We start from the raw sequence: 13,184 nt of genomic DNA on the forward strand, positions 1-13,184 counted from the left end.
GGACGACTCCTATGGCGTTGCGGTCAGCATAGGAACCCTATCGGGGCGGGGGAATATGCAGAAAGTACCAGCTGCTGTGTACCAAGGTAGTAAACCGGCGCCTGGCGGCCGCCTCTAGCATAGGACCGTGCATAACAACAACGAGAAGATCCCATGCCACCATTCAAAGCCCTTACCCTCAACATTCTATTGATCGCCAGCCTGATCGGCTTTGACCAGGTGCTTGCCGCCGGTGACCTTACCCGTCGCACGCAATCGCTGCCGGATCTCACATTCGGTTCCGAAGAAAGCGATTACGCGGTCTCGCAGAAGGAGTACCAACTCGAGACCGGCATTGCCTATCAACTCAAGGTCATCGCCGAAGGCCAGAAAGAATGCGCTTTTCAGGCACCGGAGTTTTCGCAGGCAATCTTCCTGCGCAAGGTTGAAGCCGGTGGCGTGGAAATCAAGGCCGTGACTCTGGTCGAGCTTGAATTCGAAGAAGCCGGTGAGGCGGAAATCTTCTTCCTGCCGATCAAGCCTGGCCGTTATCCCTTCTATTGCAAGGGGCTGCAGAACAAGGGCATGGAAGGAAGCTTCGTGGTCAAGTAGCGCACAACCTGCTGCCCTTAAAAACGGACGGTGAGCATGTCAGCACTTTGGCGTATCAGCCTGCTGGTCTCGCTGTTTTTTAGCCTGGTTGCGGCCGTCTGCTTGGCTGTACTGCTGCGTCAGGCCAGTCAAGACGTAAGCCGTGAACTGGCGGCGGCGGATGCCGTGCTCAGCTATCTCAGCGATGTAGCGGAGCGCGATCCCGCTGCACTCCAGCCTGAGCTGACGCGGCATTTGCGGCATGTTCAGGTTCGCTGGCTGGGCCCAGGCGTCCCAAGCCGGGAGGTCCGCCCGCAGCGAAGCACTTGGCTCGAGACTCTGTTGTATCCCGCCGAGCTGCCCGCGCCGCTGACTGTGCAGATGCCAGAGGGTCGAACCTTGCAACTGAGCGTCGACCCCCGAGACGAGATCGAGGAAGTCGAGGAATCCCTGCTACAGCTATTGGCATGGTTCGGCAGTGCGTTATTGCTGAGCCTGCTGGCAATCCGATGGGCTGTCAGGCCGGCGCTGGGCGTGCTGAACGAATTGCTTGCAGCCTTTGGCCAGGTTTCCCACGGCCGCCTCGACACGCGTCTGCCGAGCCACTCGCTGCTGGAGGCACAGCAGTTATCCGGACATTTCAACCGCATGGTCAGCGCCTTGGAGTACACCCGGCGAGAAAACGATGACCTGACGCGCTCGTTACTGGAGCTGCAGGAGCGTGAGCGCACACAGCTTGCCCAGGCGCTGCATGACGATCTTGGGCAATACCTGGCCGGTATACGCGCCCAGGCCTGCTTGCTACAAGCGATAAAAGACCAGCCGCAACTGGTCAGCACAACCGCACGCACTCTGGATGATCACTGTGAACAGTTGCAGGACGGTTTTCGCAGGCTGACTCGCGAGCTCTATCCTGTGATGCTTGACCATTTGGAATTGCCTGAAGCAATACAGCTGTTGGCCGAGCAGTGGCAAAGCGCGCAAGGAATCAAGTTGCGCGTACAGATCGACCGGCGCATTCCGTGCCTTGCGCTGAACAAGAAAGAACAGCTGTACCGCTTGTTGCAGGAATCGCTCACAAACGTGGCAAGGCACGCCTGTGCCAGCTTCGTGTTCATTCGCCTGCGCATGAACGGCGGTCGGCTGCGGCTGCTCGTCCGTGACAATGGCCACGGCCACGACGCACCCGGACGGCTCGGCATTGGCCTGCGTTCGATGCATGAACGCGCACGGACGCTGAATGGCCGGTTGGTCGCGCGCGGGCGAGCAGGTTACGGCTGGGTGGTTTATCTGGACATTCCGATCAGGGAGTCATGCTCCAATGAAGATCCTTCTCGTTGACGATCACGCCGTGGTCCGCCAGGGCTACGCTGCGCTGCTACGCGTCTTGCTACCTGAAGTTCAGGTCATTGAGGCCTGCGACGGCGAGGAGGCCATGGCCAAAGCTCTGGAGGTGGCCCCAAGCCTGGTCATCATGGATGTCGGACTACCCGGCATCAGCGGCGTCGAAACCACACGGCGTCTGTTGCAGCGGCTGCCACAACTGCGTGTGCTGTTCTTTAGCATGCACGACGAATTACCCCTGGTGCGCCAGGCACTGGATGCCGGAGCCGCCGGCTATATCACCAAGAGCTCATCGCCGGAGGTGCTGTTGGACGCGGTACGCCGAACCTTGGCCGGTCATGCCTACATCGAACAGCCCCTGGCCATCCAATTGGCACGCAACCCGGTGGCAGCCAATGCGCAGGATCCACGCTTGCAAGGAATGACTCAGCGTGAATTCGAAATCTTCGTAATGCTCGCCAAGGGCACACCGGCGCGGCTGATCGCCGAACGGCTTTGCATCAGTGGTAAGACGGTGTCCAACTACCTCACGCTTCTCAAGAGCAAGCTGCAGGTCAGCTCGCATGCCGAGCTGGTTCATCTGGCCATCGATACCGGTATTGTGCGGGTGGGTGATCGAGCAGCCAGTTAGCTCGGTCTGCAGCGTTTTGATGGGCCTGACTTCGCTGGTAACGATGGGGGCTGACAGTGCGTTCTGGAAAAAACCTTAAACCGCTCCGATTGTCAGAGCACGGGCATCTCGGTGTCGTGTCTGGCCGACGATGCTGCTTCGGAAACGGTAGCAAGCGATCCCATGTCCCCAACTCCCCAGATAGAGGCAAGTGAGCATGATCAAAGTCAGCGTGATGTACCCCAATACCCCTGGTGCGAGGTTCGATCACGATTACTATCGCGACAAGCACCTACCGTTGCTCAAGGCCCGTATGGGCGATGCCTGCCTCTATTACACGATCGACAAGGCCATTTCCGGGCGTACCCCAGATGAACCGGCTCCCTACGTTGCGATGTGCCACATTTTCAGCGAATCGGTAGAAGCCTTTCTGGCGGGTATCGGTCCTCATGCCGAGGAGATTGTTGCGGACATCGCCAATTACACCGACCTGACGCCGGTCCGGCAGATCAGTGAGGTAGTGGTAGGGCACTGACGGTTTGTTGGATAGCGCCGGGCATCGCCATGACCCGGTTCCGTCCGCCGTCCTTGGCCAGGTAAAGTTGCCTGTCGGCGTGCTGCATGAGGCCGTCCAGATCACTGGCTTGTGATGGAAAATGCGCGACGCCGACCGACATGGTCAGGCGAAGCAGTCCGGCACGAGTCGCCAGCGATTGAGCCGCGAACTGCCGGCAAAGCTGAGCCAGCTTTTCCAAGGCTTCGGCCGGCTGAGTACACGGTAATACCAGCAAAAACTCCTCTCCACCGATACGAAAGACCGCATCGGTGTTGCGCAACCTACTCAACAGAAATGCGGCCACGCCCTTTAACGCGTCATCGCCAGCTGCGTGACCATGGGTGTCGTTCAGTCGCTTGAAATGATCCAGGTCGACCATCGCCAATGCGATAGGCGTGTCATCACGCTGCGCACGGGCCGCTTCGCGGGCGAAGAACTCTTCCAGGTGACGGCGGTTGTACAAGTCCGTCAGTGGATCACGGAGAGCCTGGTCCTGTAGGGTTTTATGAAGGCTGGAAATGGTCTCCAGCTGCTGTTTGCTAACTGCCAGTGCTTCTGCCAGTTGCTGCTGGCTGCGCTGAAATTCGGTGATATCGCGCAGATAAATCATCTGCCCTAGGGTCACCGTTCCTTCGCGTGTCGGGCGACAGATCGCACGGACACGTACCTCGAAGTGCTGTTGCCGTGCGTCGACGCTTACCTGCTGCGATGCGCCTCCAGGCTCCTTCTGCTGCAACATGCCGTTCAGTGTGTCGCCTATATAGGGCCATTGCGTCAACGGGCAGCCATGCCAGCCCTTTTTCAGGTCCGCCATGCGAAGTGCGGCTGGGTTGGCCTCGATTACTCGGCGTTGCGGGTCGATCACCAATACCGGGTCCATCAGCGCATCGAGCAGCAGGTGGCGCGCCACTGGCAACAGATCGAACAGACGCAGCCCGCCGATCAGCCAGCCGAAACCCGCAACGGTCAATGCGAAGCTGAACGGTGTTGGATCGAAGCCGAATAAGGTCCAGCCAAAAGCGACATAGCTGATGTTCGCAGCCCAGGGAATCGTGGTCAGCATCAGGAAAACCAGGTAGTGCCGTCGATGCAAGCCGCTGCTGAGCGCCGCCGCACGCAGCGTGATACCGATGCTGAACACCATGAAGGGGTAGCCGTAAGCAGCCGCCAGATAAAACAACGGCCCGTGCTGGTAGGCAATCGGCGCATTGGGCTCTGATGAGCTCGGCGAGCTGCCCAAGCCGTAGAACAGTAGATGCCAGGGGTTGCTCACTGCCAGCAACCAGAACACCACTGGCATCACCATTGAGGCAATGACGGTGACCGGTTTCAGGGGGCTACGGATGCTGTGGACGTATTGCCAGAGGAATACCGACCAGAGCGTCGGGACGCCGAGAATGGCGGGCCAGGCCATGCCTGCCCAGAACATTTTGCAAGCCTGCTGGTGAACACTCATTTCCAACGCAGCAACGCCGAGCCACCAGAGGATGGCCAGATGCATCAAGGTGAAAGCGGAGCTGCCGGCGAACTGTGGCTGATGGCGGACCCAGCGTGCCAATACCGCGACGCCGAGGCCAACTAGCAGCGCCATCAGCACGGGGGCCGAAAAACTCCACTCTGAATTCAAGCAGGCCGACATCGAGCCGTCCTCTGGCAAGTCGATACGTGCGCGGATGCGCGAATTGTGCGCGGCGAAGATACCTGAAAGCGATGTCGCTGACATGAATGATTGTAGTGGCGTTGTGCCTGTTCTGTTGGTTCAACCACTGGAAAACGCTAACCGGCTCTGAACTAACAACGGCTGGCTACTTCATAACTTCTGATCACTCTGCAATGGAGCAATACGGCGGCCCTATGGTTTTTCTTGTCTTGGGAATTCTGCTTTTTCTGTTCACGGCGACTGATATCACCAAAACCACGCTGTCGACGCGCGGTGGTGGGACTATCACCAATATCGTTTCCAAGAGCGTATGGCGTTGTTTCTTCGCTGCAGCCGGCCGGCGGGGGGAGGCGAAGCTGCTGGAGTATGCAGGCCAATGCGTGCTGCTGTTGGTGCTGCTGACTTGGATTGCCTGTCTATGGTTCAGCCTGTTCCTGATGCTTGCGTCGGACTCGGCCTCGGTGATCAACGGCACGACCAAGGCAGCGGCGGACCTCTGGGAAACCTTCTACTACGCAGGCTTCACACTTTCGACGTTGGGCGTAGGCGATTTCGCGGCCTCAAACGACGCCTGGCGAGTAGTGACCAGTGCCGCAGCCTTCTGTGGGTTGACATTAATCACGGCTGCAATCACCTACATCGTTCCGGTCCTCTCGGCTGTTAGCCTGCAAAACCAGCTCAGTCTGCTCATTACGAGCATGGGTCGGACGCCGCAGGAGATCGTTATTAACAGTTGGAACGGGTCTGATTTTTCGCGTTTTTATGACAATGCCAGCGACATACGGCAGATGCTGGTCGAGCACACCCTCAACCATCACGCCTATCCGGTGATTCGTTGCTTTCATAACAAGCAAGCAGAAAAGAACGTCATACCCGCAGTGGCGAGCCTGAACGAGGTGCTGCAGTTGCTTGAAGAGGTCGCTGAAGACGTACCGCAGGACACGCTGAAACACAAGATGCTCGTGTCGGCGCTGGACCAGCATCTTGAGATGCAGCGTTCCAATTACCTCGGCCAGGTGAATAGCCACGCCCAGTCTCCGATCATGGATCTCGCGTCGCTGAGCGATGCCGGAATACCGCTTAAATCGAATGCGGCTCAAATGCTCAACGCACCGGAGCGGCGCCGGTTGTTGGGCGCATTACTGGAGGCGGATGGTTGGGGATGGCACCACGTTTACCCGCGCGACTGACGAGGCGGTGCGTCAATCGCAAAGCTCCGATGGCCTAAAGCTCAATGTTCCGGGGCCCCGGCGTCATGACCCCAGATAGGCTCGAACGGCTATCGCCAGAACCTTTTTTGATCACGCTGAAGCTGCCATCGGTCTCCAGAATGACCGCTTCAACCGCATCGATAGCAGAGAATCCGCTTGAGCGTATCGCCGAGCGGACCTCATCTTCAGTGACCCGAGCCACGCGCATGGCACTGCCTAGCATCTGCCCTTGATATAGCAGCAGCGCTGGTTCGCCAGTGACCAGCTTGCGTACCCAACCGACTCTTACGCTGGACCAGGTGACGAGGTACTGCAATCCGATCAGCAGCGCCAATGCCAGGGTTCCTTCGGCAAGCGATACATCGCGGTTCAGCAAAATGGTAGCGAACGTCGACCCCAGGGCTACCGTGACGATCAGGTCGAACGCGTTCATCTTGGAGAGCGTACGGCGGCCGGAAATACGCAGCAGTACGATCAGGTTGATATAGGCCAGGATGCCAATGACCAGGGTGCGGACCAGTGTCGACCAGCCGCTGAAGAACATACCTTCCACATCTATCTCCTTTAGAGTCTGCCCTTGGTAGACGCCACTGAGGTAGATGGGTTGCACCTTCAGTAGGAGGAAGAGGGTATTCCTTCGTATCGACCAGCTGCGCGTCAGCTGTCCAGCTGTTTGGCCGGGACGATCCGGTGATGCAGAACGCGTTCGGCGTCGTCGCCCAAGGCAAGGAATACTCTAAGTGCGGCGTAGGCATCGTTCGCCGCATACAGCCGCTGCGCATCGGTAAGAGAACGGTTGCTCCAGTTCGACGTAGACACGCTGCGCGATTTGCTCACTCGCGCACCCAGTACAGCCGCAACCGCGCCGCGTAGTCCGACCTGTCCCTTTTTGCCCTGGTAGCGCAGGGTTGTGCCCAGGTCGATGAAGTGCATCATCTCGATACCCAGGCGATTGCGCAATCGGCTGCGGTCGGTGCTCAGCCCGAATCCCACCTTCAACACCCGAGTTGACTGGAGAACTGCTCTGACGGCTTCGCTACAGCCATCCGAGCCGACCTTGAACAGGTAGCCTTTCTCGGGGCTGGCAAACTGAATCAAATGCGGCCCCGTCGATACCTCGCCCACCTTGAAGGTCGGTTTGGATTCGGTATCGAAGCCGACCTGCGGCCAACCGAGCAGCTCGTCCTTGGCTTGGCTGAAGGCTTCGGGGGTTTCGGGGGTAATGATCTGGGCCAGGTGAAGGCCATCGAAGCGGGGCAGGGCGTCCAGTTCGACGACCTGTGGGATACGGATGATGGTCATGAGGGTTCCGGCGAGCGCTAACTAGAGCAGCAAAGTGCAGTGGTGTCGTTAATGCAGGCGAGACTAGCGCACAACGCCCCCAGACGCATGTTTGATGCGGATGACGAGGCCGGCGTATCCCTTATTTCTCCCAATCCACCGGACAATCGATGCAGCTATCCATGTGGGTGCCTTGAAAGGTTGCATAGTGGCGGCGTGCCCCGGTCAGGGCGGCCTCCGCGAGGTTGGCATCGTTGAACTTGGCTTCTTGCAGGTTCGCGTCGGTCAGCGTTGCGCGTGCGAGATCGGCCTTGCTCAGCCAGGTCATCTCAAGGTTGGCTGCGGTTAGATTTGCGCCCTGCATTTTCGCCCCACTCAAACGCGCAAACTCAAGGTTTGCTGCGGTCAGGTTGGCCCCGTTGAAGCGTGCGGCCTGAGCGAACAGGCCCCATCCCTGAATTGCCACCAGGTGGGCATTGGTGAGATTCGCCACCCGCAGGTTGGCTTGTTGCAGGCTGGCGCGGGTGAGGGTGGCGCCGGTCAGGTCTGCCTTTTCCAGATTGGCCAGATCCAGATTCGCATGACGCAGGTTGGCACCGGACAGATTGGCACCGGCCAGGTCCATCTTGCGCATGTCCTGATTGCTCAGGTCGGCATTGCGGAGGTCGGCGTTGCGGCATCTGCTTTCCGGCTGGATGACGCAGCCATTGATGATGGTCGGTTGATCGTCATCAGCCAGGAGCGACGCGCTGGCGAGCAATGCGAGGGGCAGCAAAAGAAGAGTCGGGTTCATGGCAGTTCCGTATTCGAAGGGAATAGGACAGCCGGCATGTGACGGGCCGGTGAACCGGAGAGCGCCAACCCTTGCGGTTCTACCGAGTTGGCTACGCCAGCTGTCCAACGTGGGAGGCTGCGCCGCATCACGGCGCAGCCTCGCCTTAGCGTTTGGCGGTCGAGTTGTCCCAACTCGGGATCCGGAACACCCAGAACGAGCCGCCTTGCGCAACAGGCTTGGTCAGCGCTGCCATGTCGCCGCCCCACAGCGGCACGGCGCCACCGTAGCCGACGGTCACTCCGATGAATTGCTCACCGTCCTGCTCCCAGGTGATGGGCGGGGCGATGATTCCGCTGCCGGTCTGGAATTTCCACAGCTCTTCGCCGGTTTTGGCGTTGAAGGCTTTCAGGTAGCCGTCCCCAGTCCCGGTAAATACCAGGTTGCCCTGGGTGGCAAGCACACCCGCCCAGAGCGGCAGCGGCTCCTTGTGCTCCCAGGCGACCTTGCCCGTGGTGGGATCCATGGCGCGAAGAATGCCGACGTGATCGTCGTACATGCGCTTGATGCGGAAGCCCTGACCGAGATAGGCGTTACCCTTCTTGTAGCTGACCTCTTCGGTCCAGTAGTCCTCTTTCCAATGGTTGGCCGGAACGTAGAACAGCCCGGTGTCCTGGCTGTAGGCCATGGGGTTCCAGTTTTTGCCGCCCAGAAAGGGCGGTGAAACCTCGACCGACTTGCCGTGTGCTTCGCCTGGCTCCGGTAGCGGTGGACGCTGACCTTCGTTCTCGACAGGTCGTCCGGTCTTCAAGTCGATGTGGCTGGCCCAGGTGATGTTGTCGACGAAAGGGAAGGCGTTCTGCAGCTTGCCATCCTCTCGATCGACTACGTAGAAGAAGCCATTGCGGTCGGCGTGAGCCGTCGCCTTGACGGTTTTTCCATCCTTATTTTTGTAATCGAACAGCACCAGCTCATTGTTGCCAGAGAAATCCCAGGCATCGTTGGGGGTGTGCTGATAGAACCACTTCACTTCGCCCGTGGTGGCGTCAACACCCACCTGCCCGGAGGTATAGAGGCTGTCGTAGTCTTTCGGCTCGCCGCCATCAGCGGTACGCGCCCACCCGTTCCAGGGCGCCGGATTTCCCGCGCCGACGATGATGGTGTTGGTCTCGGCATCGAAGCTCGCACTCTGCCAAGGCGCGCCGCCACCCTGGCTCCAGGCCTCTTTCTTGCCAGTGGGCGAGTTGGGATCATCCGGCCAGGACGGCGCTTTGACATCGCCGGTCGGCGTACTCTCTTTGCCGTTCAGGCGCCCTACGTGCCCTTCGACGAAGGGACGCATCCAGACCTCTTCACCGGTCTCTGGATCGCGCGCGAACAGCTTGCCGACGATTCCGAATTCGTCACCCGAGCTGCCATGAATTAACAGCACTTTTCCGCTTTTCTGATCCTTGATCAGGGTAGGTGCGCCAGTCATGGTGTAGCCCGCGCCATGGTCACCGAACTTCTTCTTCCAGACGACCTTGCCGGTGTCCTTGTTAAGTGCGACCACCTGCGCATCCAGCGTGCCGAAGTAGATCTTGTCGCCATAAATCGCAGCACCTCGATTTACCACGTCGCAGCAGGGACGAATGTCCGCAGGCAACCGGTGCGCGTAGCTCCAAAGCCGTTTGCCTGTGCGCGAATCGAGCGCGAACACGCGGGAGTAAGAACCTGTCACGTAGATCACACCGTCATGCACGATGGCCTGGGATTCCTGTCCCCGCTGCTTCTCGTCACCAAAGGAAAAGGACCAGGCCGGCGTCAATTTGAAGACGTTTTCATCATTCACCTGATTCTGCGGGCTCCAGCGCTGGGCATTGGTGCCCAGGCCGTACTGCAATACGTTTTCGGTGGAAAGATGGTCGTTGGCAATGTCATCCCAGGTGACGTTCTTGGCGTATGCCAAGCCGCTGAGTGAGAGACTGCCAATCAGAACGGCAATGGCGAGAGGGCGTTTGCTGCCCAGGGGGGCTGTTGTTGTCATGGTTGGTTTCCCTTGGTCGATTCGGACGAGGCCAGTTGCTGTGCTCGCTACATGGGTTGTGCGAGAGGCTGGTCAGGCGATTCGATTATTGGGATGGGATCGCGATGGCTGATACGGAAAAGCTCCCGCTGATTCAGGGAAAACTTCCCAATCCGCCTGTGTTTTCGGTCTGCTACCTGGGTGCTGCGCCGATGCCGCATGAGGCCCTACTACCAAGGGAGGAGATTCCGACAACCAAAGCACGATTCTGCCAGGTGGGCGCAATGCCCAAGATGACCACCATGCGCTCCAACTGGGGCTGCCTTGCTCAGGTATTCGAAAACAACGGTGGTAGTCATGAATAATAAAACTGAACTGCGCGCGCTTTTTGCTGCTGGTCTGCTCGGCTTCGCCGGCTTTGCCTTCGCCCACGGTGACGTCACGCCGCAGAAGGTGGAGACCAAAGGGTTGTCCCCGCTGGGTGAAGAGTGGGTCGATGAAAACCCGTACCGGGCGCCCAGTGAAGACCATGACAGGGCCGTTGAAATTGGCTCATCGGCCTACAACCAGAACTGCGCCCGCTGCCATGGCCTTGAGGCAATCTCTGGCGGCATCGCACCGGATCTGCGTGAACTGGAAGCCAGCTATGACGGCGACGAGTGGTACAAGGAGCGCGTGATCAACGGTGCTGTTCGCGATGGCGCCGTCTACATGCCCCGCATGGCCGATTACCTCAGCCAGGAAGCGCTCTGGGCCATCCGTACCTACATCGAAAGCGAAGCTGCCAAGCGGTGATTACGATGCGCCAGTTGCTTGCCGGGCTTTGTTTGTGGATGGCCTGCGCGCTGGTACAGGCGGAGGTGGTCAAGGTGCGCGCGTTCGATGACATCATCGATTCGGGCGTGCTCAAGGTGGCGATGTACGAGAACTTCCCGCCCTACAGCTTCATGGCCGATGGCAAGCCGCGCGGGGTCGATTTCGAGCTCGCGCAAAAACTGGCGTCGGAACTCGGGCTGAAGGTCGAGGTGTTGTGGGTAAGGCCTGACGAGACTCTGGATGACGACCTGCGCAACTTCATCTGGAAAGGGCATTACCTGCGACCGAACGTATTGGCCGACGTGATGATGCGTGTGCCCTACGACCGCGAGTTTTCCTACAAGCAGAACGAGCTGGGCGAGCTGATCAACGAGTTGGTGGTCATGTTCGGCCCATACCAGCGCGAGCGCTGGCAGTCCGCCTACGATGATCGACGCCTCGAAGAGCTTTCCAGCGTGGCCGTGTTCCGCTACCACCCGGTCGGGGTGGAAGTGGAAAGTGTCCCCTCGTTCTATCTGTCGTCGGTATTTAACGGCAGCATCGCCAAGATGCTGCATCACTACCCAACTGCGCAGGCCGCATTTGCCGCGATGCAGGCGGGGGAGGTTGACGCGACCATGGCCATGCGCGGTGAGATCGACTGGATGCTGAGCCAGGCCAACGACAGTCATCTCAAGGCCGCGCAGAACGCTTATCCAAACATGGGCAAACAGGTCTGGGAGCTTGGCATGGCCGTGCATGAATCTAACCGTCAGCTGGCTTACGCGCTGGAAGGCGAGTTGGAAGGCCTGATCAAGGCGGGGACTGTCGAAACCATCTATGAAGGTTACGGGCTGCAATATGAGCTGCCGGAGCTGTACCAGGTACAGCTGGGAGAGAACTGATCACAGCGCGTATCCCGCAGGTATCAGCTGCATGCTGGGATGTTTTCACGCCGAACGGCTGTCGTACGCTGTGCTCCGGCCGACCGCTGAATCAGCTTTCTAACCCCGATGATCGAAGGCCTGCATCCGCGGATGCCGGAAAAACCAAAACGCCAATGGCGTGGCGAGTGCGATGACTACCCAGCCGAGCAAACTGATTGCGGCAGGCAGGCCATAGTGATCGGCGACCCAGCCGACGCCAAGCAACGGCACGATGCTGCCAACGTAGCCGCACACCAGGTAGGTTGAAATCAGGCCCGAACGCTCGGCGGGGCTCGCGATACGGTTGACCATGCTGATGCCGGCCAACAGACACATGCCATGTCCCGCCGCTGCAGCGCAGACGCCGATGATGAACACCAGCGAAGAGCCAGCGGTAAAGTTGAGTACGAGCATCGCGTTGCTCAACACAACCGACAGCAGGCCGAGCAAGCCGCACCAGCGCAGACTCATCCGGGCGCAGGCCAACTGCATCATGGCCGAAGCCAACAGAATGACCCCGATGGACGTGCCACTCACTACCGGTCCATGCCAAGGCAGCATTTTCTCCAGGAACAGCGGCGCCATCGACGCGTAGATGCCGAACACCCCAAACGCAAAGAACGGGCAGGCACACGTCAGCAGGAACGCCAGCGAATCAGGGCGGGTGGCCCAGGTCAGCCGCGGGATGAACGTACGCAAACCGAGCGGTGCAGCTGCGCTGAGTTCGGGATGCGGTTTGAGCTGCACGCGCAGCAAGGCATATACCCCCAGCACGCCGAGGATCAGGGTGGGCACGTAAGTGGCCGTCAGCGGAAACGGCAGCCACTGGCCAATGACGCCTCCGGTCAGCGGGCCGAGGCCGAAGCCAAAGGCGAGCAGAAAGCTGGTGATCATCGATATCCGCTGGGATGCTCCGTCCCGGGAAATCTGTACCAGGCCGACCGACGCGCTGGTCACGATCAGGCTGGAAGAGAGGCCGACTGCAACACGACCGATATTGAGGCTAGGCAGGTTCCACGCCAGCATCGTCACCAGGGTCCCGGCCCAGCCAAGCAGCAACCCGGTGAGCATCACTTTGCGAAAGCCCAGGGTGTCTGACAGGCGGCCCATGAACAACAGCCCGAACAGCGCACCCGCCATGTAGACGACATAGATCAGTGAGATGTCGCTGGTACGAAGCTGCCACGCTTGTTGATAGAGCGGATACAAGGGGGAAATGAGCGCCGTACCCATGACACCGACGCACATGGCGAAGCACACCCAGGGAAACGGGGACCACGTTTGTTTCATTGAAAGAACCCAGCTTGACGAAAGAATGGCGTTATCCGTATTGCCTAGCGTGGCGGGATGACGCCCTGGTCATTAGGTGCCTACTGTATCGGCTCGGCGTGATCTCCGCGCAGTCATTCGTTCCGTGATTAGCAACCCATTGGGCCAGGCGCGCCGACTCGCAG

Annotated in this window: 14 protein-coding genes; 8 read left to right on the plus strand and 6 right to left on the minus strand. The window is 59.3% G+C overall.

Translation table 11 applies throughout. The annotated features are described in order from the left end of the window. The first annotated feature begins 153 nt into the window (after positions 1-153). From ACQKEK_RS10735 to ACQKEK_RS10750, 4 genes are all read left to right on the plus strand, one after another. Positions 154-591: a cupredoxin domain-containing protein gene (locus ACQKEK_RS10735; RefSeq protein ID WP_499142555.1), complete on the plus strand. Its 438-nt coding sequence runs from the start codon at positions 154-156 to the stop codon at positions 589-591. A gap of 36 nt (positions 592-627) precedes the next feature. Beyond that, positions 628-1,911 (plus strand): sensor histidine kinase, encoded by a 1,284-nt coding sequence (locus ACQKEK_RS10740; RefSeq protein ID WP_499142557.1) that lies wholly within the window; start codon positions 628-630, stop codon positions 1,909-1,911. Next, positions 1,892-2,545, plus strand: a complete 654-nt coding sequence (locus ACQKEK_RS10745; protein WP_499142559.1) for a response regulator — start codon at positions 1,892-1,894, stop codon at positions 2,543-2,545. The genes ACQKEK_RS10740 and ACQKEK_RS10745 overlap by 20 nt, the downstream gene beginning before the upstream one ends. A gap of 196 nt (positions 2,546-2,741) precedes the next feature. Next, a complete protein-coding gene (locus ACQKEK_RS10750; RefSeq protein ID WP_046161450.1) occupies positions 2,742-3,059 on the plus strand; it encodes an EthD family reductase in 318 nt (105 codons plus the stop codon). Here the strand turns inward: ACQKEK_RS10750 and ACQKEK_RS10755 are convergent. Next, entirely contained in the window at positions 3,034-4,803 is a 1,770-nt protein-coding gene (locus ACQKEK_RS10755) for a histidine kinase N-terminal 7TM domain-containing diguanylate cyclase (RefSeq protein WP_499142561.1), read from the minus strand. The two genes, ACQKEK_RS10750 and ACQKEK_RS10755, sit on opposite strands and share 26 nt — an antisense overlap. 2 nt (positions 4,804-4,805) lie before the next feature. Between ACQKEK_RS10755 and ACQKEK_RS10760 the strand changes: the two genes are divergently transcribed. After that, positions 4,806-5,930 (plus strand): potassium channel family protein, encoded by a 1,125-nt coding sequence (locus ACQKEK_RS10760; protein ID WP_499142563.1) that lies wholly within the window; start codon positions 4,806-4,808, stop codon positions 5,928-5,930. Positions 5,931-5,964: 34 nt separating this feature from the next. On the opposite strand, the gene ACQKEK_RS10765 is transcribed toward ACQKEK_RS10760, so the two are convergent. The 4 genes from ACQKEK_RS10765 to exaA form a co-directional block, all read right to left on the minus strand. Next, positions 5,965-6,504 (minus strand): DUF421 domain-containing protein, encoded by a 540-nt coding sequence (locus ACQKEK_RS10765; RefSeq protein ID WP_128121408.1) that lies wholly within the window; start codon positions 6,502-6,504, stop codon positions 5,965-5,967. 104 nt (positions 6,505-6,608) lie between these two features. Further along, positions 6,609-7,253, minus strand: a complete 645-nt coding sequence (locus tag ACQKEK_RS10770) for a 3'-5' exonuclease (protein ID WP_499142566.1) — start codon at positions 7,251-7,253, stop codon at positions 6,609-6,611. A 121-nt stretch (positions 7,254-7,374) separates the two neighbouring features. Further along, positions 7,375-8,025: a pentapeptide repeat-containing protein gene (locus tag ACQKEK_RS10775; protein ID WP_128121410.1), complete on the minus strand. Its 651-nt coding sequence runs from the start codon at positions 8,023-8,025 to the stop codon at positions 7,375-7,377. A 145-nt stretch (positions 8,026-8,170) separates the two neighbouring features. After that, positions 8,171-10,030 (minus strand): quinoprotein ethanol dehydrogenase, encoded by a 1,860-nt coding sequence (exaA, locus tag ACQKEK_RS10780; protein WP_499142567.1) that lies wholly within the window; start codon positions 10,028-10,030, stop codon positions 8,171-8,173. Positions 10,031-10,134: 104 nt separating this feature from the next. Between exaA and ACQKEK_RS10785 the strand changes: the two genes are divergently transcribed. The 3 genes from ACQKEK_RS10785 to ACQKEK_RS10795 are packed head-to-tail and all read left to right on the plus strand — an operon-like array spanning position 10,135 to position 11,709. Beyond that, positions 10,135-10,374 (plus strand): hypothetical protein, encoded by a 240-nt coding sequence (locus ACQKEK_RS10785; protein ID WP_128121412.1) that lies wholly within the window; start codon positions 10,135-10,137, stop codon positions 10,372-10,374. Further along, positions 10,367-10,804, plus strand: a complete 438-nt coding sequence (gene pedF, locus ACQKEK_RS10790) for a cytochrome c-550 PedF (protein WP_045427171.1) — start codon at positions 10,367-10,369, stop codon at positions 10,802-10,804. Before ACQKEK_RS10785 ends, pedF begins: the two co-directional genes overlap by 8 nt. 5 nt (positions 10,805-10,809) lie before the next feature. Continuing rightward, positions 10,810-11,709: a substrate-binding periplasmic protein gene (locus ACQKEK_RS10795; RefSeq protein WP_499142569.1), complete on the plus strand. Its 900-nt coding sequence runs from the start codon at positions 10,810-10,812 to the stop codon at positions 11,707-11,709. A 99-nt stretch (positions 11,710-11,808) separates the two neighbouring features. Here ACQKEK_RS10795 and ACQKEK_RS10800 read toward each other — a convergent pair whose 3' ends face one another. Continuing rightward, positions 11,809-13,020, minus strand: coding sequence for an MFS transporter (locus tag ACQKEK_RS10800; protein ID WP_499142571.1), 1,212 nt, complete (start codon positions 13,018-13,020; stop codon positions 11,809-11,811). Between the last annotated feature and the right edge of the window lie 164 nt (positions 13,021-13,184).

It is taken from the genome of Pseudomonas sp. NPDC077408, from assembly GCF_050269105.1.
GTDB lineage: Bacteria > Pseudomonadota > Gammaproteobacteria > Pseudomonadales > Pseudomonadaceae > Stutzerimonas.

Coding starts and splice junctions, on each gene's coding strand:
- ACQKEK_RS10755 (WP_499142561.1), bottom strand. CDS start 4,803: ATGTCAGCGACATCGCTTTCAGGTATCTTCGCCGCGCACAATTCGCGC.
- pedF (WP_045427171.1), top strand. CDS start 10,367: ATGAATAATAAAACTGAACTGCGCGCGCTTTTTGCTGCTGGTCTGCTC.
- exaA (WP_499142567.1), bottom strand. CDS start 10,030: ATGACAACAACAGCCCCCCTGGGCAGCAAACGCCCTCTCGCCATTGCC.
- ACQKEK_RS10800 (WP_499142571.1), bottom strand. CDS start 13,020: ATGAAACAAACGTGGTCCCCGTTTCCCTGGGTGTGCTTCGCCATGTGC.
- ACQKEK_RS10735 (WP_499142555.1), top strand. CDS start 154: ATGCCACCATTCAAAGCCCTTACCCTCAACATTCTATTGATCGCCAGC.
- ACQKEK_RS10745 (WP_499142559.1), top strand. CDS start 1,892: ATGAAGATCCTTCTCGTTGACGATCACGCCGTGGTCCGCCAGGGCTAC.
- ACQKEK_RS10770 (WP_499142566.1), bottom strand. CDS start 7,253: ATGACCATCATCCGTATCCCACAGGTCGTCGAACTGGACGCCCTGCCC.
- ACQKEK_RS10740 (WP_499142557.1), top strand. CDS start 628: ATGTCAGCACTTTGGCGTATCAGCCTGCTGGTCTCGCTGTTTTTTAGC.
- ACQKEK_RS10760 (WP_499142563.1), top strand. CDS start 4,806: ATGATTGTAGTGGCGTTGTGCCTGTTCTGTTGGTTCAACCACTGGAAA.
- ACQKEK_RS10775 (WP_128121410.1), bottom strand. CDS start 8,025: ATGAACCCGACTCTTCTTTTGCTGCCCCTCGCATTGCTCGCCAGCGCG.
- ACQKEK_RS10750 (WP_046161450.1), top strand. CDS start 2,742: ATGATCAAAGTCAGCGTGATGTACCCCAATACCCCTGGTGCGAGGTTC.
- ACQKEK_RS10785 (WP_128121412.1), top strand. CDS start 10,135: ATGGCTGATACGGAAAAGCTCCCGCTGATTCAGGGAAAACTTCCCAAT.
- ACQKEK_RS10795 (WP_499142569.1), top strand. CDS start 10,810: ATGCGCCAGTTGCTTGCCGGGCTTTGTTTGTGGATGGCCTGCGCGCTG.